This is a genomic window from Tsukamurella soli, assembly GCF_039541155.1.
GTDB lineage: Bacteria > Actinomycetota > Actinomycetes > Mycobacteriales > Mycobacteriaceae > Tsukamurella > Tsukamurella soli.
Genome location: NZ_BAABFR010000041.1, coordinates 1 through 19,262 on the forward strand (window position 1 = coordinate 1; position 19,262 = coordinate 19,262).

Here is a 19,262-nt window from a genome sequence, read left to right on the forward strand (position 1 = left end):
AGATGCACTTCACGCCGACCTACTCGTCCTGGATCAACCAAGTCGAACGGCTCTTCGCGGAAGTCACCCGCGAGCTACTGCAACGCGCCGACCATCGCAGCGTGCAAGCCCTCGAGAACGACCTCCGCGGCTGGGTCAGCGCGTGGAACGACAACCCGAAACCCTTCATCTGGACCAAGACCGCCGAAGACATTCTCGCCTCCATCGCCAGATACCTGAAACGAATTAACGGCGCAGAACACTAGCAGCGGCCGGCAAACGTGGAGAACTCGTACCCCGCCCTCCGAAGAAGACCGAGTACGAGATCAGGTTCGCGACTGCTGGCGCACGCAGGGGTTGGCAGGATCTCGCGGCGACGATCCGCGGCCCGCTGTCCGATGCCTGGGACTTCCTGACACGGACGCCTCTCGTGCGCACCCCCACGAACTATCCGATGCGGGACGACCTCGCGACGGTCACCCGCGGCGGGGAGGTTCATCAGCGATGGCAACACAAGCCGACACTCAAGGGCTCTGCCCGCATCTGGTTCTTCGTCGAAGACCGCACGGTCTACCTGGAGCAGGTACACACCAGCCATCCAAACGAGACGAAATAGGGCAAGCCGGTAATTCCCAGGCCGGTGGCTGCGTCGCAGCACCGACCCCCCGACAGCTTCCGATAACTCAGCCAGCCGATCGGGTGCGGCGCCCGGACCGGCCGACAAACGCCAACCGTGTCGCACTCATGCTGCGGGTACTCGGCAGGATCAGCCCCGATCACTCGACGTGGGCGGTGAGGGGCAACCGAGTGCGGGCAGCTGCGCGCACCGGCCCGCGGAAGGCGCCGTCATAGCCGCTCCGATGCCATAGTCACGCGAACATCACGGATACTGACAGTCTCCAAACCGCACCCCACCGGCGATCAGCTCTCTGACCAGCAAGTTCTTCCCAATTGGACAGTAGTGAGAGCAGGCGAAGGTAAGGTTGCCGACAAGTTCTTAGCAGCACCCCCTGGGAACCCGAGAGTGGTCTTGTCCTGACCGGCCTGTTTCTGCGGCTCTGACGTGCCGCGGTCGCCGACAGGTGGGAGTGTTCCTGCTACAGGCTGCGTCCCGGCCTGTCGCGGCGGGCGTGTGCGCGGGCGGCGACTTCGTCGGCGATGTAGCGATGGCGCGGAAGGAGCCGGCCGGCCGGATAGGTGTCGGTGAGCAGGTCGATGCACTCCTGTGCGGATGTGTACCCGAGGCGGTTGAACAGCAGTGCGGCGTCATCGAGGTCGCGGTCGTCGCGGGAGGCGTGCAGTTTCATCGCCAGCAGATACTCCGGCGAGGGCACCTGCACCAGCAACGATTCGGACTCGAACACGGTGCGAGGGTGCTCGTCGGTGCCGGGCAGGAACCCTTTGGCGGCGTCATTGAGCCAGTCCGGTTCCAGCCCGTGCGGGCCGCTCATCTCCTCGGCGATGCGTCGTACCTCGGGGGCGGGGACGAACAGCGCGTCCACGTCACGGGTGAGCCGGTCACGGTCATAGGCCAGTGCCATCGCTGCTCCGCCGACGACGAACAACTGCGCCGCCACCCCCACTGCCGCGAGTCGGTCGGACAGCTCTTGGAACAGGGCGCGCACCCCGTCCGCGTCGAGCTGCCCGCCTTCGCTCACTCATGCCCTCGCCAGGGAGCGGGAGGTGATGAGAATCCCGCGCCGCCGAAACGCCTCGGGACTCTCGTGGTCGGCGTCGGCGTGGAAGATCGCCGGGACTGCCGGGTACCAGGCGGTGGTGGAGCGCGAGGGGTCGAGCGCCCAGGCGGGCGGCCCCCAGCCGTCACGCACGGCGAGGTAGTCGGCAAGAGCGGCGAATGCGGCATCGACCTCGAGGGAGCCGGTGCGGGGCGGCTGGTCGGCGAACATCCCGGCCGCAAGGTGGGCGCCGCCCCGACGGAGGGCGGAGGTGTAGTCGTCCAGGGTCTGGAGGATGCCGAATCGCCAGCACGCGTCGAGGGTGTCGCCGTTGTCGATGAGAGCGCGGCAGGCGGCGGCGTTCTGCGCGGCGGTGTGCCGCACGCCGATGCTCGGGTTCGGTGCGACCTCAGGCGTGGAGCGGGCAGCATTCAGCATCGCGCCGATCGATAGGACCTCGCCTTGGAACACCACGACCACACCTCCTCTCCGGCTTGTCGCGCCTCTATTCTCTCAGACGTACCCGGAGAAGTCTTGCGGCTGCAGGCCGAGACCCCGGTCGGTCGAGACGTGGATCGCCTGCCGGACGGCGCGGACTGCCTCGGGCGGCATGGGTGGCGTCGATCACAGAAGAGGATCGTCGTGCGACGCGATCGCGGTACCGCCATCCCCGGGAAGCTCGGCCCGACGATCAGTCGCGAGGGGGCACACGAGTGCTAGCCAACCAACCTTCCGTAGAGCACACCACATCGATTCCCAGATCTCTGACCAGCGGATTCTTCAGTGCGGGATCGCTGTCAGACCACACGAAGGCAAGATTGTCGACGTCCGTCGTCCCGCCGGCGGCGTACTGGTGGTCGAACGCGCCATCTCCAAACACCGCGCCGGAGGCCCCATCGATCGACGCAATCACCACACACGCATCACGACACACCTCGTGATCGATCCTTGACCGCACCACCAACCGCTAACTGCACGGCATTGACACCAACCGCCCGCGTCGCGGATCATACGGGGCCGTCGCCCGCCAGCAGCGACTGCGGCAGAGCGGCGAACCGGTACGCGGCACCGTCGCCGCCGGCGAGAGTGAACCGCCAGACGACGTCGAAGCGGTCGACGGGCCATGCGGTCGGCACCGCGGTGCCGGCCACCACGGGGATGGCGGCCGCGATGGCGGGGATGTGGCCGTGCTCCCATGCCACCAGGCAGACCTCGGCACCGCTCGCGAGGATCGCAGCCGCCAGCTGCGCCTCCTGCCCCTCCTGATGGGAGGTGTCGATGGCCAGCCCGAGACGCCGGCTCAGCGGCAGGATCGTCTCGTACGTGCGGTGGTTGATCGTCTTCCCCGGCTTGGAATAGTCGGGCGAGTACAACCTGCCGGGTACTGCCAGATCGGTGCGCATCGTGCCCACGGCCGTGTCGAACAGCGTTGCCAGCCCACCGGCCCGCTGCCATCCCCGGGGGATGAGGGAGTGCGGGTTCGGGCTGCCGGTGACGTCGATCCCGTCGTACGTCGTGCCACCGACCTCGACCGGCTTCTCGGCGTGACGGATCAGGAAGATGAACTGGGGCGCGGACACCGCCCAAGGCTAGCCTGATCGAGTCCGCAAATCGATGCTGGTGAGACCGAGGTGCGGCCGGCCCGTCAGGACGGTTTCTCCGACGACACCAGCCACATCGAGAAGTACTGCGACCCACCGCCGTACGCATGCCCGAGGGCCTTACGGGCGCCGTCGACCTGACAGGCCCCCGCGGCGCCCATCACCTGCTTGGCCGCCTCGGCGAACCGCAGCATGCCGGACGCGCCGATCGGGTTGGACGAGAGCACGCCGCCGGAGGGGTTGACCGGCAGCCGTCCGCCGACCGCCGTCTCACCGGCCTCGGTCAGCTTCCACCCCTGCCCCGCCTCGACGAACCCCAGGTTCTCCAGCCACATCGGCTCGAACCAGGAGAAGGGGACGTAGATCTCGGCCACGTCGACCTCCTCGAGCGGATCGACGATGCCGGCGGCACGCCACAGCGCAGCGGCGGCGGCGCGCCCGGCCTGCGGGCTCACCTGGTCACGTCCGGCGTAGGCGAGCGGCTCGGTCCGCATGGCCGTGGCATGGATCCAGGCGACGGGCCCGTTCGACGCCTCCGCCGCGTCTGCATCGCCGATCACCATGGCGCAGGCACCGTCGGAGGACGGGCACGTCTCGTCGAACCGTATCGGGTCCCACAGCATCTGGGACGCCTGCACCGATTCGAGCGTGATGTCCGGCTGGTGCAGGTGCGCGTAGGGGTTTCGGGCGCCGGCCAGGCGGTCCTTGACCGCGACCATCGCACCGATATGCGCCGGTGCGCCCGAGCGCCGGATGTACGAGCGCACATGGGGCGCGAAGTACCCACCCGCCCCGGCGCCGACGGGGACCGTGAACGGCACGCCGATCGACAGGGCCCACATGGCATTCGACTCGGACTGTTTCTCCCACGCCACCGTCAGCACCCGGCGGTGCACGCCGGCCTGGACGAGCGACGTGGCCACGATCGCCGTCGAACCACCCACCGAACCCGCGGTGTGGACCCGCAGCAGCGGCTTACCCACCGCGCCGAGGGCATCGGCGAGGAACAGCTCCGGCATCATGACGCCCTCGAACAGGTCAGGGGCCTTACCGATCACGATGGCGTCGATCTCGTCGATGGTCACCTGTGCATCGGTGAGGGCACGGCCGACCGCCTCGCGGATGAGGCCGGCCATCGAGACGTCGAGGCGCTTCGCGCGGTGGTGCGTCTGGCCCGTACCCAGCACCGCAGCCGGTTTGCCGCTCATGCGCCCGCCTCCATCACAGCGATCAGATTCTGTTGCAGCGCTGGACCGCTGGTGGCGTGTCCCAGCGACCGCCGCGCCTCACCGCGCAGGATGGCGCCCGCCGCCTCGCCGATCCGGGCCAGCCCCGCCGAGAACATCGGGTTCCCCACCAGGGCGCCGCCCGACGGGTTGATCCGCACCCCGTCGCCGAGCCCGATCGCCTCCCGGAGGATCAGCTCCTGATGGCTGAACGGCGCGTGCAGCTCGGCCACCTCCACGCCGTCGGCCTCGGCGGCGCGGGCGGCTGCCACCGTCGACGGCGACTCGGTGAGGTCGCGCCCGCCCAGCGCGGGGGAGTCGATCCGATGCTCGATTCCGGTGATCACCGCGGGCCGCTCCACCAGGTCGCGGGCACGGTCGACCGCGGCCAGCACCACCACGGCGGCGCCGTCGGTGACCGGCGCGATGTCGTACCGGCGCAGCGGATCCGCGACGTACGGTTCGGCGAGTAGTTCGGCGGCGTTCACATCTGCGCTCCGCTGGGCCGCGGGATTCCGGGTGCCGAGACTGCGCGCCGCGACCGCGGCCATATCCGTCTCGGTCCAGCGGCCGGCATCGAGCCCCGCGCGGGCCTGCAGGCCGGCGATCGACACCGAGTCCGGCCACAGTGGCGCCACCGAGTAGGGGTCGGTCTGCAGGGCGAGCACGCGACGCAGCGTGCCGGCCGACGACTTCCCGAAGCCGTACACCAGCGCCGTCTCGACCTCACCGGTGCGGATCTTCACCCACGCCTCGTACAGGGCCCACGCGGCGTCCATCTCGACGTGCGACTCGTTGATCGGCGGGACGGCGCCGATGGCGTCGACCGCGGCGATGAACGAGAACGCCCGGCCGGCGAGATAGTCCGACGAGCCGCTGCACCAGAAGCCGATGTCCGACTTCGTCAGTCCCGTCTGCGCGAACACGTCCGCGAACAGGGGGATCAGCATCTCGACGCCGTTGGTGGTGGTCTGCGCCCGCCGCAGCGACGGGGTCTGGGCGAACGCGACCACGGCCACGTCGGCGGGGGAGAAGTCGCTCATCACAGGTGCCGTTCGAAGGTCTCATAGGGCGCGTCCGGCTCGCCGGTCGGCTCGAAGTGGGCGACGTTGGCCGGGGTCACACCCCACTCCTCGCGCGGCCGCCATACCGCGCGGACGCGCATGCCCATCCGCACCTCGGCGGGGTCGCAGCCCAGGACGAGGTGGAGGAAGGGGATGTCGGCACCGTCGAGCAGGATGTACGCGGCCACGTACGGCGGCGCGATGCGCTGCCCCAGGAACGGCACGTTGACAACGCAGAAGGTGGTCACCACCCCGGTGTCCGGCAGCTCGACCTCTGCCGTGGTCGGCACGCCGTCGATGGGGCAGGCGCTGCGCGGGGGGAAGTAGACCTGACGACAGACGGGACAGCGTTGTCCGATCAACCGGCCCTCCGCGATGGCGCGCAGGTACCGCGTCTCCTCCGGCGATGCCGAGTGCTCGAGGTGTACATCGACGGGGGTGATGATCATCGTCACGGGCGCGAAGGTGTCAGCGTCGGGCCCGTCCGGCACGCCCACCCCCTCGCCGGGCACGAAGGCCTCGATGTCGCGGATGTGCCCGACCGGGCTCGCCGCCCAGCGGGCGTGTACCCGCATCCCGGTGCGCATCTCGGCGGGGCCCGCGACGTCGACGGCGTGCAGCAGCGCGGTGTCGGCACCGTCGAGGCGGACCAGCGCCCACGCGAAGGGCCGGTCGAACGGCTGGCCGGCGACGGGCTGCGCACACCACGACCAGGTGACGACGGTGCCGGTGTCGGACACGGGCACGAACTCGTCGAGCGGCGCGGCCGTGACGGGGTCGAACTCGAGCGGCGGCACGTGCACGCGGCCCGCGGAATCGCGGCCGCCGACGATCCGGCGCCGAGCGAGGCCGGTCATGAAGGCGCCCAACACCGGGCCGAGGGACCGGGTGTAGTCGAATCCGATGTCGAGCGGCGCAGCGAGCGTCGCGTTCTCTACCGTCACACCTGCAAGTGAAACACGTTCTTGTTTTTCGCCGCAAGGCGGTATTCCGACCGGTCCGCATCGCCTATCGTCGGGAGTGTCGATTCCTCGTCGAAAGGCCACCCATGCCCGATTCACCGGCCGCGGCCGACACCCTGTACCGCGATCCGATGCCCGTCGAGATCATGATCCGGTCGCTCGAGACCTACGCCGATCGGACCGCCGTCTACCTCCCGGGCGAGCGAAGCGACGGGGGCGACGACCCGGGCGAGCGAGCCGACGGAGGATGCGCCGAGCTGACGTACGCGCAGATGCGAGACGCCGTCAGCCGCTACGCGCAGGCGTACCGGGCGCACGGGCTCGGCGTGGGCAGCCCCGTCGCCATCCTGTCCGCGAACCGCCCGGAAGTCCTGTTCGCCCAAGGCGCGAACCTGGTGACGGGGGTGCGGTTCGCCGCGCTGCACCCGATCGGCTCGCTCGACGACCACGCGTACGTCCTCGAGGACGCGGGTATCGACACGCTGATCTACGACCCCGACACCTACGACCAACGGGCCGGCGAGCTGCAGGCACGGGTGCCGGGCCTGCGAAATCTCCTCGCGTTCGGACCCACCCGGGCCGGGACCGACCTCGTCGCCGAGGCAGCGCGATACGACCCCGCGCCGCTGACGGCCCCCGTCGTCGCCCCCGACGCGACCCTCAGCCTGGCCTACACGGGAGGCACCACCGGCAGATCCAAGGGCGTGCGGCTCGGATACGCGGGCAGTTCCGCGCTGCTGCGGATCCAGCGCACGGAGTGGGAGTGGCCCGCGGACACAAGGTTTCTCGCCTGCGCACCGCTCAGCCACGCCGGTGGGGCGTTCTGGAACCCGATCAGCATGCAGGGCGGCTCGATGGTGGTGCTGCCCGGCTTCCATCCCGAGCGTGTGCTGGAGGCGATCGAGAGGCACCGGATCACTGCGACGATGCTGGTCCCGACCATGCTGTACGCGCTGCTGGATCACCCGCGGCTGAGCGAGTACGACCTGTCCAGCCTGCAGACCGTGTACTACGGCGCATCGGCCATCTCACCGACGCGGCTGGCGGAGGCGATCGAGCGCTTCGGGCCGATCTTCTTCCAGTTCTACGGCCAGGCGGAATGCCCGATGACGATCTCCGTACTCCGGAAGCGAGACCACGACCTCGGCCGGCCCGAACTGCTGACCAGCTGCGGCCGCCCCGTCCCGTGGCTGCACGTCGCCCTGCTCGACGACGACTGCGAGCCGGTGTCGAAGGGGCAGTCGGGGGAGATCTGCGTCCGCGGCTCGCTGGTGATGCAGGGCTACTTGAACAAGCCCGAGCAGACCGCCGAGGCGCTGCGGGGCGGATGGCTGCACACCGGCGACGTCGGCAGGTTCGACGACGACGGGTTCCTGTACATCGTCGACCGCAAGAAGGACATGGTGGTGACGGGCGGCTTCAACGTGTACCCGCGCGAGGTCGAGGACGTCCTGTCGGCACACCCGGCCGTCGCGGCGGTCGCCGTGATCGGGGTGCCGGACGAACGCTGGGGCGAGGCGGTGAAAGCGGTGGTCGTGCTGCGGCAGGGCAGGTCCGCCGACGCCGCCGAGCTGACCACGCTCGTCCGCGACCGCAAGGGATCGGTGTACGCGCCGAAGTCCGTCGACTTCGTCGACGCCATCCCCGTCAGCGCCCTCGGCAAGCCGGACAAGAAGGCACTCCGCGCGCGGTACCACTAAACATGTGCGCCGTTCCGTCGGCGACCGCTGCCCCCGGAACCAACATGTGCACCGTTCCGTCGGCGCCCGCGCGCCGACGGAACGGTGCACATGTTGCTCGGTGGCCGGCGAACCCGCTCAGTGGCCGGTGAACCTCGGTTTCCGCCGCTCCGCGAAGGCACGCGGCCCCTCCTTGGCGTCCGCGCTGCGGAACACCTCCAGCCCCAGCCGGGCGTCCACGGTGAACGCCTCCTCCTCGGGCATCCCCTCGGTCTCGCGCATCGCCCGCAGGATGGCGGCGACGGCGAGCGGACCGTTCGCGTCGACCAGCGCAGCCAGCTCGAGCGCCTTGTCGAGCGCGGCACCGTCGGGCACGACGTGACCGATCAGCCCGATGTCCTTTGCCTCGGAGGCGGTGATGTGCCGGCCGGTCAGCAGCAGTTCGGCTGCGACGGTGTACGGGATCTGCCGGGGGAGCCGCACCGCTGAGCCACCCATCGGGTACAGGCTCCAGCGGGCCTCCGAGACGCCGAACCGCGCGCTCTCACCCGCGACCCGGATGTCGGTGCCCTGCAGGATCTCGGTGCCGCCCGCAATCGCGGGGCCCTCGACCGCGGCGATCAGCGGCTTCGTCAGGCGGCGCCCCTTGAGTAGTCCGGGGATGCGGGCGGGGTCCCAGCCACCACCGGACATCGCGGCGCCCGGGTCGCTGCGGGCCATGGCTTTGAGGTCGGCGCCCGCACAGAACGCGCCGCCGGCTCCGGTGAGGACGGCGCTGCGGATCTGGGGATCCCGGTCCACGCGGTCCCACGCGTCGACCATGATCGAGAGCATCTCACCGGTGAGCGCGTTGCGCGCGTGTGGCCGGTTCATGGTCACGATCAGGGTGTGGCCGCGCTGCTCCACGAGGGCGTGCGGGACCTCGCCGCCGGGGACCGACCCGTCGGCGCTCGCCTGGCTGGTGGTCATCTCGTCCGCCTTCCGGGTCGGGGACAGGGACCGAGGAATTCCCCGGGAGAAGAGTTTGCGGCGAGTTCCGAAAACCCACCACGCCGAACAGTAACATGTTCTAGTTTTGATTCCATGAGCTTCAATGTGGCCGATCTCCTCGAGCACTCCGTCGACGCCATGCCCGACCGCACCGCCCTCGTCTGCGGGCGCCGCACGGTCACCTACCGCGAGCTCGACGAGCGCGCCAATCGGCTGGCGCATCACCTCGCCGCACGCGGGATCGGTGCGGGGGACCACGTGGGCGTGTACTCCCGCAACTCGATCGAGACCGTCGAGACCATGTTCGCGGCGTTCAAGCTGCGGGCGATACCGATCAACGTCAACTACCGGTACGTCGCCGACGAGCTGCGGCACATCTTCACCAACGCCGACCTGAAGGCGCTCGTCTTCGAGCGACCGTACGCCGGCCGGGTCGCGGCGGTGCTCCCGGACGCGCCGCTGCTGCGGACCCTCGTCGTGGTGGACGACGGGACCGACGGCGACGGCGACACCGCACTCCAGGATCTGCGCGCCGCCGGCGGCGCAGCGGTGAGCGTCGCCGACTACGAGTCGGCGCTCGCAGCGCAGTCGGCCGAGCGAGGTTTCGCCGAGCGCAGCCCGGACGATCTGTACATCCTGTACACCGGCGGCACCACTGGGCGGCCGAAGGGCGTCATGTGGCGCCAGGAGGACGTGTACCGCACCCTGGGCGGCGGCATCAACTTCATCACCGGCGAATACGTGACCGACGAGTGGCAACCCTCGAAGATGGGTGCGCAGGGGCCGGGGATGGTGGCGATGCCGGCGTCGCCGCTGATCCACGGCGCGGCGCAGTGGGCGGCGATGATGAACCTGTTCGGCGGCGGCACCGTCGTGCTGGTCCCGCACTTCGACCCCGACGTGGTATGGCAGGCGGTGCAGGACAACGGGGTCCAGATCCTCACCGTGGTCGGGGACGCGATGGCCCGACCGCTGATGGATGCGTACAAGGCCGGCCACTATGACGCCTCGTCGCTCGTCTCGTTCACCTCCCACGCGGCGCTGTTCTCGCAGTCGCTCAAGGAGGAGTACCTCGACACGTTCCCGAGCCTGTTCCTCACCGACGCGATCGGCTCCTCCGAGAGCGGCTTCGTGGGGATCGGCATCGTGGCGCGCGGCGTCGATTACACGCAGGGGCCACGGGTCAACCCGAGCGCGCAGGCGGCGCTCATCGACGACGACGGTGCGCTGGTCCCGATGGCGCCGGGCGCGACCGGCCGGATGGCCCGCACCGGTCACGTGCCGATCGGCTACTACAACGACCCGGTCAAGTCCGCCACGATCTTCGCCGAGATCGACGGCAAGCGGTACGTGATCCCCGGCGACTACGCGCGGTACGAGGAGGACGGGACCCTCACGCTGCTCGGGCGCGGCTCGGGCTGCATCAACACCGGCGGCGAGAAGGTCTTCCCCGAGGAGGTCGAGGGCGCGATCAAGTCGCACCCCGACGTGTTCGACGTGCTGGTCGTGGGCGTGCCCGACGACCGCCTCGGGCAGCGGGTGGGTGCGCTCATCCAGGCCCGCGACGGTGTCGAGCTCGACATCCCCGCCGTCCTGCGGCAGGCCCGCACCAAGATCGCCGGTTATAAGGTCCCGCGCAGCGTGTGGCTGGTCGACCGGGTGCACAGGCAGCCCAGCGGCAAGCCCGACTACCCGTGGGCTACCCGGCACACCACCTCGACCCCCGAGACCGCGATCCCCGCGGTACCGTCGGTCCAGGGGCGCTGACGTGCGCACACCGATCTGCGATCGCTTCGGCATCGAGTACCCGATCGTCGCCTTCACCCCGTCCGAGCACGTCGCGGCGGCGGTATCGCGCGCCGGCGGACTGGGCGTGCTCGGCTGCGTCCGGTTCAACGACGCGGACGAGCTGGACCGCGTCCTCGACTGGATGGACGAGACCACCGACGGCCGGCCCTACGGCGTCGACATCGTGATGCCCAACAAGGTGCCCACCGAGGGCACCGCCGCCGATCTGTCGAGCTACATCCCCGAGGAGCACCGTGCCTTCGTCGAGCGGACGCTCACCGAGCTGGGCGTGCCCGAGCTCCCCGCGGGCGACGACGGTGCCGCCGGGGTGCTCGGCTGGCTGCACTCGGTGGCCCGCGCGCATGTGGAGGTCGCGCTGAGCCACCGGATCTCGCTGGTGGCCAACGCACTCGGGTCCCCACCCCAGGACGTGATCGCCGCCGCGCACGACCGCGGAGTGCAGGTCGCCGCGTTGGCCGGCCGTGCCACCCACGCGCGGGCGCACGTCGAGGGCGGCGTCGACATCGTCGTGGCGCAGGGGTACGAGGCGGGGGGACACACCGGCGAGATCGCGTCGATGGTGCTGCTCCCCGAGGTCGTGGACACCGTCGGCTCCGACGCCGCCGTGCTCGCCGCCGGCGGCATCGGTTCCGGGCGGCAGATCGCCGCCGCGCTGGCGTTGGGCGCGCAGGGCGTGTGGATGGGATCGTACTGGCTCGCCACCACGGAATACCTTCAGACGCACGCGAACTCGGCGACGATGCAGCAGGCGCTGGTGGCGGCGACGTCCGCCGACACCGTCCGCACCCGGATCTATTCGGGCAAGCCGGCACGGCTGCTGCGTACCCGCTGGACCGACGCCTGGGCCCAGCCGGGTGCGCCTGCGCCCCTGCCGATGCCGCTGCAGAACATCCTCGTGGGCGAGGCGCACCGGCGGATCCACGCGTCGCACGATCCGTCGGTGGTCGCGATGCCGGTCGGTCAGATCGTGGGGCGCATGAACTCGGTGCGGTCGGTGGCCGAGATCATGGCCGAGCTGGTATCGGGCTTCGACGAGGCCGCCGACCGGGTGCAGGCCGCCCGCGTGCAGCCGGCGCGGTGACGATGGGCATCAACCGGCGCGCACAGGTCGCGATGACCGCCGACGAAGCGGGGGAGTTCCTCGCACGCAGCCGCACGGCGACGCTCGCCACCGTCGGGCTCGGCGGGCAGCCACACCTCGTGGCCATGTGGTATGCCGTGCTCGACGGTGACCTGTGGTTCGAGACGAAGGCCAAGTCGCAGAAGGCCGTCAACCTGCGGCGCGACCCGCGCGTCTCGGTGCTCGTCGAGGCGGGACGCACGTACGACTCACTCCGGGGCGTCGAGATCGAGGGATCCGCCGAGCTCACCGACGAGGCGCAGGCCGTTCTGCGACTGGGGATCGCGATGTGGGAGCGGTACGTCGGACCATACACCGACGACCAGCGTCCCGGCGTCGACGCGATGATGGACAAGCGGGTCTGCGTGCGGGTGCGGGCGGCTCGCACCCGGACCTGGGATCACCGCAAGCTCGGCCTGCCCGCGATCCCCGTCGGCGGCTCGACGGCCGAGTTCGACGAGGGCTGATGCGTCCGGTCATGCGCTCAATCGCGACGTAGCGGCGCGGTCCAGGGCGACGGGTCCCTGTGCGAGTAAGCGGCGTGCACGAACATGTACGCCTGGGCTGTTGAGGGTTTCGACGGCAGTGATCAGGCCGTCGCGCACCCGGACCGCGACGGTCTTGTCGTGTTCCTGTGAGTCGACGAGCACCACGCCGTCGTCGGGATCGGCGATGCCCGCGATCTGGAGATTCAGGTCGTACTGACGGCTCCAGAACCACGCGAGAGCCTCGTACGGAGCACGCTCGCCGTCGGCGAGATCGCTTGCGACGTAGCGTGCGTGATCGACAGCGTTCTGTACGGATTGAAGGAGTATCGGTCGTGCGGCGTGCGCGTTCGGACACCGGGCGCAGTCGCCGATGGCGCGGATGTGCGGATCGGCGGCGCGAAGTCGGTCATCGACCACGACACCTCGGTCGACCGCGAGCCCGGCCCTCGCAGCGAGGCGACAATCCGGCTCTGCGCCGACCGCCACGACGACCAGGTCGGCCTGCAGGATGCGACCGTCGGCGAGCACCGCGCGGGCTATCCGCCCATCAATGCCTTCGAACGCCGCGATCGCGGCGTTGTAGAGGATGCGGACACCGCGGTGACGGTGGCCGGCCGCGAGTCGGCTCGCGATCGGCGCACTGGCCGAGCGGTGAAGCAGCTGCGACGTACGCTCGAGTACGGTCACGTCGCCGTGAGCGGACGCCGCGGCGGCCACCTCGAGTCCGAGATACCCTCCGCCCACGATCACGATCCGTCGGGCTGCCGCGAAGCGAGCACGAAGAGCGACGGCGTCGTCGGCCGACCGCAGGGAGTGCACGCCGATGAGCTCTTCGCCCGGCACGCCGAGGCGCCGGGCACGCGCTCCGGTGGCGAGTATGAGCGCGCTGTAGGCGAGCGCGCCGCCCTCGGAGTCGAGGACACGACGCCTCTCTCGATCGATATCGATCGCCTGTACCCCTTGTCGGTACTCGATGCCTCTGCGTTCGAGCGATGTCGTCGACGTCAGCTGGAAGTCGTGCTCGCTCTCCCTGCCCGACAGGTAGCCCTTCGAGAGCGGCGGGCGCTGGTACGGCGCCCGGTCCTCTGCGCCGAGGAGCACGACGTGTCCAGTCCATCCGCGCTCGCGGAGGGCTGTCGCAGCGGTGACCCCGGCGTGGCCGGCACCGATGACGACCGCCGCCCGACCCTCCGCGCCTCGCTCGGTCGACATGCTCAGACCTGCCGTTCGGGCAGACGTACTACGAGTGCGTCGAAGTGCTCTCCCGCTCGCAGCTGACAGCCGAGGCGGCTGTTCGCCAAGCGCTCGGCAGCGGTGCACTCGAGCATCTCCTCCTCGTCCTCGCATGCTCGGGGAAGCTCGATGTCCGAGTCGATGTAGACGTGGCAGGTTGCACACATCGCCTGCCCACCACATTCACCGACGATGCCTTCGATGCCGTTGCCCACCGCTGCGCGCATGACGGTCGTGCCCGCATCGACGGCGATCTCGTCGCGGCGCCCATCGGGATGAAGGTATGTGATGCACGGCATGATCCGCTCCTGGATGTAGTAGTCGTCACTGACAACTCATCCTGCCGCGCCCGCTATAGAAGGAAAAGCGGAGCTTATCGTGTAGCTTCCACGGAATTATCGGAGGAGGATTAGCCTGGTCCGATGCCGAAGCCGGATGCGCTGGTCGGAGCGCTCTCCTCGTCACCGTTCACGCTGCGCCAACTCGAATGCTTCCTCGCGGTCGCCGAGACCGGGTCGATCACCGCCGCCGCCGCTGTGCTGCACGCATCGGACTCCGCGGTCTCCGACGCGCTGACGGCGCTCGAGCGTGCGCTCGGGGCGAACCTGTTGCATCGGCGTCGGTCCCGGGGCGCGAACCTCACGTCAGATGGTCTGGCCGTGCTGCCGATCGCGCATCGTGTGGTGGCCGAGGCGGAGGACCTCCGCGCAGCGGTCGGGCGCGAGTCGTCGGTGCTGACCGGACCCGTCCGGGTGGGAGCGGTCGATACGCTTGCGCCCGTTCTACTTCCGGCGTTGATCGGCGAGGCCCGCGAACGACACGCGGCGCTGCGCGTGCAGTTCCGTACCGGGGAGCAGCCGGCGTTGCTCGACGCTCTCGCCAACGCCGACCTCGACGTCGTGTTGGCGTTCGACATCGACGTCCCGCCGGAGTTGGAGCGGCGCAGGCTCTTCTCGACGGAGGCCTGCATCGTCGTCGCCGAGTCCCACCCGATCGCAGGGCGCCGCGCCGCCCGGCTCGAGGAGATCGCTGATGAACCGATGATCCTGCTCGACATCCTCGCAAGCCGCGTCCACACCCTCGAGCTGATGTCGAGTAGATCCATCACACCGCGCATCGCGCTCCGCACGCACAACTACGAGCTCTGTCGGTCGCTGGTGGGCCGTGGGCTCGGCTACACCCTCCTTATGCGTCGGGACATCGATCCCATGACCTGGGATGGCGGGCGCGTCGTCTTCGTGCCGATCGAGCCCGCGCCGCGCACAGTGGACGCGCTGGCCGTGTGGGTCTCTGGTGACGTGCCCGCACGACTCGCGGCGATCATCGACGTCGCAGTTTCGGTCGGGGGTTCGCCGCCTCCGCGATGAACACCGACGCTTCCCCGGTTGAGCAGGGGAAGTAACGTGGAAAGTTCCGCTTTGGCCGGTGCCACAAGCGGCGGCATACTGCCCGATGTGGGTCTCGTCACAGGCCGGGGACCCCACCGAAGCGAGGACCAGCGATGTCGACCACCACCACCACTCCGCCCGCCCCGCCGGTCGCCGACTGGCTCGACCCCAGTGGGATGGCCCGCGACCCGTACCCGACGTACGAACGACTGCGCGCGCTGGGTTCGGTCGTGCACGCTCCCGCCATCGGTCGGTACCTACTGACGAGCCACGCCTCGGTGAGCGCCGCAGAGCGCCGCCCCGAGCTCTTCTCGGCCTACTCCGAGACGAATCTGACGATGGTGCGGGCGCTCGGTGGGCGACCGATGCTCCGCAAGAACGATCCCGACCACTGCGCCGAGCGCAGCTCGATCAATGCGACTCTTCGACCACGGACGGTCCGTGACACGTGGTCCCCGGGGTTCTCCCACACCGTCGACCGTTGGATCGATCACCTGCTCGAGATGGGGCCCGCGGATGCCGACCTCGAGCGGGACTTCGCCGCCCCGGTCGCGAGCAGCAACCTCATCGATCTCCTCGGTCTCTCGGGATGTGTCGGTGTCGGCGACATGCGCCGCTGGTCCACGGATTTCATCGATGGTATCGGCAACATCCTCGACGCGCCGGAGGTCTGGCGGCGCTGCGAGCAGAGCCAGGCGGAAGTCGGCGCGGTGCTGGACGAGATACTCCCACGCCTGCGCCGCGCGCCCGACTCGTCGATCACATCACATCTGCTCCATTGCGGTCTTCCCGACGAGATCGTCCGCGCAAACGTGCATTTGGCGATCTCGGGTGGAGTGAACGAGCCTGCGCACATGATCACGAACATGGTCTGGGCCCTTGGTACCCACCCCGGACAACTGGCCGTCGTTCGCTCTGGGGAGGTGGAGTGGGGTGCGGCGTTCGAAGAGACCGCGCGGTGGCTGTCGCCCATCGGCATGGTCCCTCGGGAGACGACTCAGGAGCTCGACTGGTTCGGTACGAGGATCCCACTGGGTGCGAATGTGGGACTGCTGCTGGGTTCCGCCAACCGCGACGAGTCGGTATTCGACGACGCCGGGCGGTACGAGGTCCGGCGTACTGCGCGGGGGCACCTCGGTTTCGGCAGCGGGGTGCACATGTGCGCCGGTCGCTGGGCGGCGAAAAGTGCTGTGGGCGAGATCGCGCTGCCCAGGTTGTACGAACGGATCCCGACTCTTCGAGTGGATCCGGCTCGTGCGGCCGACTGGAACGGCTGGGTATTCCGCGGTCTGGTCTCGCTACCCGTCACGTGGTGAGGCGCAGGACTTCGCGGCCGCTCGGCAGAAGGTCGGCGAGACGCCGGATTCGCGGCGGAACGCGCGCGCGAAGACGCTCGGGTCGGGATAGCCACACGCGGCGCCGACCTGTGCGATCGACTGCGTGGTCGACTGCAACAGGTGCGTCGCCTTCGCGACGCGTTGGCGTCGGATCCAACCGGCCGGAGTGTCACCCACCGCCGCGAACAGCGCGTGCACCTTGCGTTCGGAGACGAAATGAGCGCGCGCAAGCGCGGATACGTCGAGAGTGGGCTCCTGCAGCCGCCCGAGTGCATGAGCTCGGATACCGCGCAACAACGTGTCGTCATCCCAGTCGAGTGGTGCGTCCGCCGCGGTCCGCAGCGCTACACCTATGAGGTGGGCGAGCGCATTCGCGACCGGTGCTGGAGTAGGCCGAGACTCGCGTGCGAGACCCCCGGCCAGTCCGAACAGCGCGGGGACCCCGGGGGTGCGCTGATCGAGTGGGCAGGCCATTGCGCGATCGATCTCGTTGGGGCGCAGTCCCAGTTCGCGCCGGTCGACCCGCACGACGATCAGTTCCTGTCCACGCTCGGGGAAATCGAGCACGTAGGGCCGGCGCGGGTCGTACGCCGCCGCCCGGCCCCGTGAGATCCTGCTCGTCCGACCGTCCTGCATGACCGTGCTCGCCGCGCGTAGCTGCAGAGTGAGCAAGAGATCGTCGCCCACGTACTGCCGAGAGGCGTATTCGGTGCGCTCGACGGTGACCGGGGCCGAGACCATCCAACTCAGCGCACTGCTCCCGGTGACGACGGTGCTCATCTCGGCGTGGAACCCGTGCTGTCGGCCGTGGCAGCGGAGGGGTACGAAAGTGGCGGCGGACGCATCCTCCCACTCCGCGATGGAATCGACCACGACATCTGGATGCAGCATCTCGACAGCCTCTCGGGGGCCCGATCAATGCCGACGACTCTACTCGGCTCGCCCGTTCCCGGTCGGGTGCCGCGGGAGCGGTCGACCGGCACAGCGCTGTGCAGACAAGGCACAGGGTGCGACAGAGACGGTCAAGACAGCAGGAGTGGCCCCCTCCTAGCGTGATTGCGAACGACATCGGCGGAGATCGGGAGAGACTCATGACAACGCACCGTGTGGCCGCGATACAGGCCGAGCCGGTCTGGCTCGACATCGACGGCACGACTGACAAGACGGTTCGACTCATCGAAGAGGCTGCGGCCCAGGGGGCTGCGCTCGTCGCCTTTCCGGAGACGTGGATCCCTGGATACCCCGTGTTCCTCTGGTCGTACACGGTGCTCGACCAGGTGCCGTTCGTCGCCCGATACCACGCCAACTCGCCGACGGTCGACGGCCCGCACGTCGCGCGCATTCGTGATGCCGCGCGCCGCAACGACATCACCGTCGTCGTCGGAATCTCCGAGAAGTCCGCCGGTTCCCTCTACATGGCCCAACTGATCATCGATCCGAACGGTGAGGTCCTGCTTCATCGACGCAAGCTCAAGCCGACCCATGCGGAGCGCACCCTCTTCGGGGAGGGCGACGGTAGCGACATCGCCGTGGTCGACAGCACCGTCGGGCGGCTCGGCGCACTCAACTGTTTCGAGCACATCCAGCCGCTCACGAAATACGCGATGTACGCCCAGCACGAGCAGGTGCATGTCGCAGCGTGGCCCTGCTTCGGCATCCTCGGCTTCGTACCGATGCTGAGCGCCGAGCCGTTGATCGCCGCCACGCAGACCTATGCGCTGGAGGGGAGCTGTTTCGTCCTGCTCGCCTCGCAGATCATGTCGGACGATGGTGCTCGTGTCTTCCCGTCGGCAGACGGCGGACCCACGCCCATCTACACGGGCGGCGGAGGAATCGCGCGCATCTTCGGGCCCGACACCTCGCTCCTCACCGGACCGCTCGATCCGACGACCGAGGGAATCGTGTACGCCGATATCGACCTGTCTGCGATCGATCTCGCCAAGAACATCGTCGATCCGGTCGGCCACTACGCTCGCCCCGACGTCACCCGACTCGTATTCGACAGGACCCCACAGGCACCGGTGGTCACCCCTCGTGCGGTCGATGAACCGTTCGGCGAGGAGGACGAGCAGAGGGAAACCGACCTGTCGATTGCGAACGCACGGGATATGTGATCGAACGACGAGATCGGAACGACGTGGGGTCGGCTCGACCAGGTGCGTCCCACCCCGACCCCACTTCAATCTATAGCCGACCCCGGGGCTTGCGGCAAGGCCCGGGGTGCGGCGCACAATCGTCCGGCCATGTTCTCCGACGGACGGAAGATGCTGTGACGAGTACGCCGAAGCCCTTCGAAGTGCACGACTCGGGCGAGTTCCTGCACGGCACGAAGGCAGACCTGTCGGTGGGTGATCTGCTGGTGCCCGGGCACGGATCGAACTACGAGAGTGGGCGTGTCGCGAACCACGTCTACGTCACGCGGACACTGGACGCGGCGGCGTGGGGTGCCGAGCTGGCTCTGGGCGACGGCCCGGGCCGCATCTACATGGTGCAACCGGAGGGCCCGCTCGAGGACGACCCGAACGTCACCGACAAGAAGTTCCCCGGCAACCCGACCCGCTCGTACCGCACCCGCGAGCCGGTGCGGATCGTCGGCGAACTCACGCACTGGGTGGGGCATACGCCCGAGCAGCAGCAGGCCATGCGAGACCGGCTGGCCGACCTCACCCGCCGGGGCCTGGCCGTCATCTACGACTGAACTCGACGACCG

Annotated in this window: 19 protein-coding genes and 1 pseudogene; 10 read left to right on the plus strand and 10 right to left on the minus strand. The window is 69.2% G+C overall.

Going from position 1 to position 19,262, the window contains the following annotated elements:
- Window positions 1-245, plus strand: a pseudogene (locus ABD908_RS13980) (IS630 family transposase); the annotation flags it as partial.
- A 164-nt stretch (window positions 246-409) separates the two neighbouring features.
- Complete coding sequence (locus ABD908_RS13985; protein ID WP_344996760.1) at window positions 410-595, plus strand: hypothetical protein; 186 nt, start codon at window positions 410-412, stop codon at window positions 593-595.
- A 481-nt stretch (window positions 596-1,076) separates the two neighbouring features.
- Here ABD908_RS13985 and ABD908_RS13990 read toward each other — a convergent pair whose 3' ends face one another.
- The 6 genes from ABD908_RS13990 to ABD908_RS14015 form a co-directional block, all read right to left on the minus strand.
- The gene (locus tag ABD908_RS13990; protein ID WP_344996763.1) at window positions 1,077-1,637 is read right to left on the minus strand and encodes a DUF6036 family nucleotidyltransferase; all 561 of its coding nucleotides are present in this window, start codon (window positions 1,635-1,637) and stop codon (window positions 1,077-1,079) included.
- Window positions 1,638-2,129 (minus strand): hypothetical protein, encoded by a 492-nt coding sequence (locus ABD908_RS13995; RefSeq protein ID WP_344996766.1) that lies wholly within the window; start codon window positions 2,127-2,129, stop codon window positions 1,638-1,640.
- 533 nt (window positions 2,130-2,662) lie between these two features.
- Window positions 2,663-3,235, minus strand: coding sequence for a hypothetical protein (locus tag ABD908_RS14000; RefSeq protein ID WP_344996769.1), 573 nt, complete (start codon window positions 3,233-3,235; stop codon window positions 2,663-2,665).
- 65 nt (window positions 3,236-3,300) lie between these two features.
- Window positions 3,301-4,464, minus strand: a complete 1,164-nt coding sequence (locus ABD908_RS14005) for a thiolase domain-containing protein (RefSeq protein ID WP_344996772.1) — start codon at window positions 4,462-4,464, stop codon at window positions 3,301-3,303.
- Window positions 4,461-5,525 carry a thiolase domain-containing protein gene (locus ABD908_RS14010; protein WP_344996775.1) on the minus strand — a complete coding sequence of 355 codons (1,065 nt, stop codon included), beginning with the start codon at window positions 5,523-5,525 and terminating at the stop codon, window positions 4,461-4,463. The genes ABD908_RS14005 and ABD908_RS14010 overlap by 4 nt, the downstream gene beginning before the upstream one ends.
- Window positions 5,525-6,490 carry a Zn-ribbon domain-containing OB-fold protein gene (locus ABD908_RS14015; RefSeq protein WP_344996778.1) on the minus strand — a complete coding sequence of 322 codons (966 nt, stop codon included), beginning with the start codon at window positions 6,488-6,490 and terminating at the stop codon, window positions 5,525-5,527. Before ABD908_RS14015 ends, ABD908_RS14010 begins: the two co-directional genes overlap by 1 nt.
- A 104-nt stretch (window positions 6,491-6,594) precedes the next feature.
- Here ABD908_RS14015 and ABD908_RS14020 point away from each other — a divergent pair, with 104 nt between their 5' ends.
- Complete coding sequence (locus tag ABD908_RS14020; protein ID WP_344996781.1) at window positions 6,595-8,208, plus strand: AMP-binding protein; 1,614 nt, start codon at window positions 6,595-6,597, stop codon at window positions 8,206-8,208.
- Window positions 8,209-8,325: 117 nt separating this feature from the next.
- Here the strand turns inward: ABD908_RS14020 and ABD908_RS14025 are convergent, their stop codons facing one another.
- Window positions 8,326-9,156, minus strand: a complete 831-nt coding sequence (locus ABD908_RS14025) for a crotonase/enoyl-CoA hydratase family protein (RefSeq protein ID WP_344996784.1) — start codon at window positions 9,154-9,156, stop codon at window positions 8,326-8,328.
- Between the two features lie 114 nt (window positions 9,157-9,270).
- Between ABD908_RS14025 and ABD908_RS14030 the strand changes: the two genes are divergently transcribed.
- The 3 genes from ABD908_RS14030 to ABD908_RS14040 are packed head-to-tail and all read left to right on the plus strand — an operon-like array spanning window position 9,271 to window position 12,573.
- Window positions 9,271-10,944, plus strand: coding sequence for an acyl-CoA synthetase (locus ABD908_RS14030; RefSeq protein ID WP_344996787.1), 1,674 nt, complete (start codon window positions 9,271-9,273; stop codon window positions 10,942-10,944).
- Between the two features lies 1 nt (window position 10,945).
- Window positions 10,946-12,067 carry an NAD(P)H-dependent flavin oxidoreductase gene (locus ABD908_RS14035; protein WP_344996790.1) on the plus strand — a complete coding sequence of 374 codons (1,122 nt, stop codon included), beginning with the start codon at window positions 10,946-10,948 and terminating at the stop codon, window positions 12,065-12,067.
- 2 nt (window positions 12,068-12,069) lie between these two features.
- Window positions 12,070-12,573: a pyridoxamine 5'-phosphate oxidase family protein gene (locus ABD908_RS14040; protein ID WP_344996793.1), complete on the plus strand. Its 504-nt coding sequence runs from the start codon at window positions 12,070-12,072 to the stop codon at window positions 12,571-12,573.
- Window positions 12,574-12,582: 9 nt separating this feature from the next.
- Here the strand turns inward: ABD908_RS14040 and ABD908_RS14045 are convergent, their stop codons facing one another.
- Both ABD908_RS14045 and ABD908_RS14050 read right to left on the minus strand, forming a co-directional pair.
- Entirely contained in the window at window positions 12,583-13,806 is a 1,224-nt protein-coding gene (locus tag ABD908_RS14045; protein WP_344996796.1) for an NAD(P)/FAD-dependent oxidoreductase, read from the minus strand.
- Between the two features lie 2 nt (window positions 13,807-13,808).
- A complete protein-coding gene (locus ABD908_RS14050; protein ID WP_344996799.1) occupies window positions 13,809-14,126 on the minus strand; it encodes a 2Fe-2S iron-sulfur cluster-binding protein in 318 nt (105 codons plus the stop codon).
- A gap of 123 nt (window positions 14,127-14,249) precedes the next feature.
- On the opposite strand from ABD908_RS14050, the gene ABD908_RS14055 reads away from it, so the two are divergent.
- Together ABD908_RS14055 and ABD908_RS14060 are read left to right on the plus strand one after the other, a co-directional pair.
- Window positions 14,250-15,194: a LysR substrate-binding domain-containing protein gene (locus ABD908_RS14055; protein ID WP_344996802.1), complete on the plus strand. Its 945-nt coding sequence runs from the start codon at window positions 14,250-14,252 to the stop codon at window positions 15,192-15,194.
- A 134-nt stretch (window positions 15,195-15,328) separates the two neighbouring features.
- Window positions 15,329-16,531 (plus strand): cytochrome P450, encoded by a 1,203-nt coding sequence (locus tag ABD908_RS14060; RefSeq protein ID WP_344996805.1) that lies wholly within the window; start codon window positions 15,329-15,331, stop codon window positions 16,529-16,531.
- On the opposite strand, the gene ABD908_RS14065 is transcribed toward ABD908_RS14060, so the two are convergent.
- Window positions 16,514-17,443 carry a helix-turn-helix domain-containing protein gene (locus tag ABD908_RS14065; protein ID WP_344996808.1) on the minus strand — a complete coding sequence of 310 codons (930 nt, stop codon included), beginning with the start codon at window positions 17,441-17,443 and terminating at the stop codon, window positions 16,514-16,516. The two genes, ABD908_RS14060 and ABD908_RS14065, sit on opposite strands and share 18 nt — an antisense overlap.
- Before the next feature lie 200 nt (window positions 17,444-17,643).
- Between ABD908_RS14065 and ABD908_RS14070 the strand changes: the two genes are divergently transcribed.
- Complete coding sequence (locus tag ABD908_RS14070) at window positions 17,644-18,666, plus strand: carbon-nitrogen hydrolase family protein (protein ID WP_344996811.1); 1,023 nt, start codon at window positions 17,644-17,646, stop codon at window positions 18,664-18,666.
- A gap of 155 nt (window positions 18,667-18,821) precedes the next feature.
- Window positions 18,822-19,250: an NAD(+)--rifampin ADP-ribosyltransferase gene (gene arr / locus ABD908_RS14075; protein ID WP_344996814.1), complete on the plus strand. Its 429-nt coding sequence runs from the start codon at window positions 18,822-18,824 to the stop codon at window positions 19,248-19,250.
- The last annotated feature ends 12 nt before the right edge of the window (window positions 19,251-19,262 follow it).

What these genes read in the sequence shown, in the direction of transcription:
- ABD908_RS14005 (WP_344996772.1), bottom strand. Translation starts at nt 4,464, where the DNA reads ATGAGCGGCAAACCGGCTGCGGTGCTGGGTACGGGCCAGACGCACCAC.
- ABD908_RS14010 (WP_344996775.1), bottom strand. Translation starts at nt 5,525, where the DNA reads ATGAGCGACTTCTCCCCCGCCGACGTGGCCGTGGTCGCGTTCGCCCAG.
- ABD908_RS14020 (WP_344996781.1), top strand. Translation starts at nt 6,595, where the DNA reads ATGCCCGATTCACCGGCCGCGGCCGACACCCTGTACCGCGATCCGATG.
- ABD908_RS14025 (WP_344996784.1), bottom strand. Translation starts at nt 9,156, where the DNA reads ATGACCACCAGCCAGGCGAGCGCCGACGGGTCGGTCCCCGGCGGCGAG.
- ABD908_RS14030 (WP_344996787.1), top strand. Translation starts at nt 9,271, where the DNA reads ATGAGCTTCAATGTGGCCGATCTCCTCGAGCACTCCGTCGACGCCATG.
- ABD908_RS14040 (WP_344996793.1), top strand. Translation starts at nt 12,070, where the DNA reads ATGGGCATCAACCGGCGCGCACAGGTCGCGATGACCGCCGACGAAGCG.
- ABD908_RS14045 (WP_344996796.1), bottom strand. Translation starts at nt 13,806, where the DNA reads ATGTCGACCGAGCGAGGCGCGGAGGGTCGGGCGGCGGTCGTCATCGGT.
- ABD908_RS14050 (WP_344996799.1), bottom strand. Translation starts at nt 14,126, where the DNA reads ATGCCGTGCATCACATACCTTCATCCCGATGGGCGCCGCGACGAGATC.
- ABD908_RS14055 (WP_344996802.1), top strand. Translation starts at nt 14,250, where the DNA reads ATGCCGAAGCCGGATGCGCTGGTCGGAGCGCTCTCCTCGTCACCGTTC.
- ABD908_RS14060 (WP_344996805.1), top strand. Translation starts at nt 15,329, where the DNA reads ATGTCGACCACCACCACCACTCCGCCCGCCCCGCCGGTCGCCGACTGG.
- ABD908_RS14065 (WP_344996808.1), bottom strand. Translation starts at nt 17,443, where the DNA reads ATGCTGCATCCAGATGTCGTGGTCGATTCCATCGCGGAGTGGGAGGAT.
- ABD908_RS14070 (WP_344996811.1), top strand. Translation starts at nt 17,644, where the DNA reads ATGACAACGCACCGTGTGGCCGCGATACAGGCCGAGCCGGTCTGGCTC.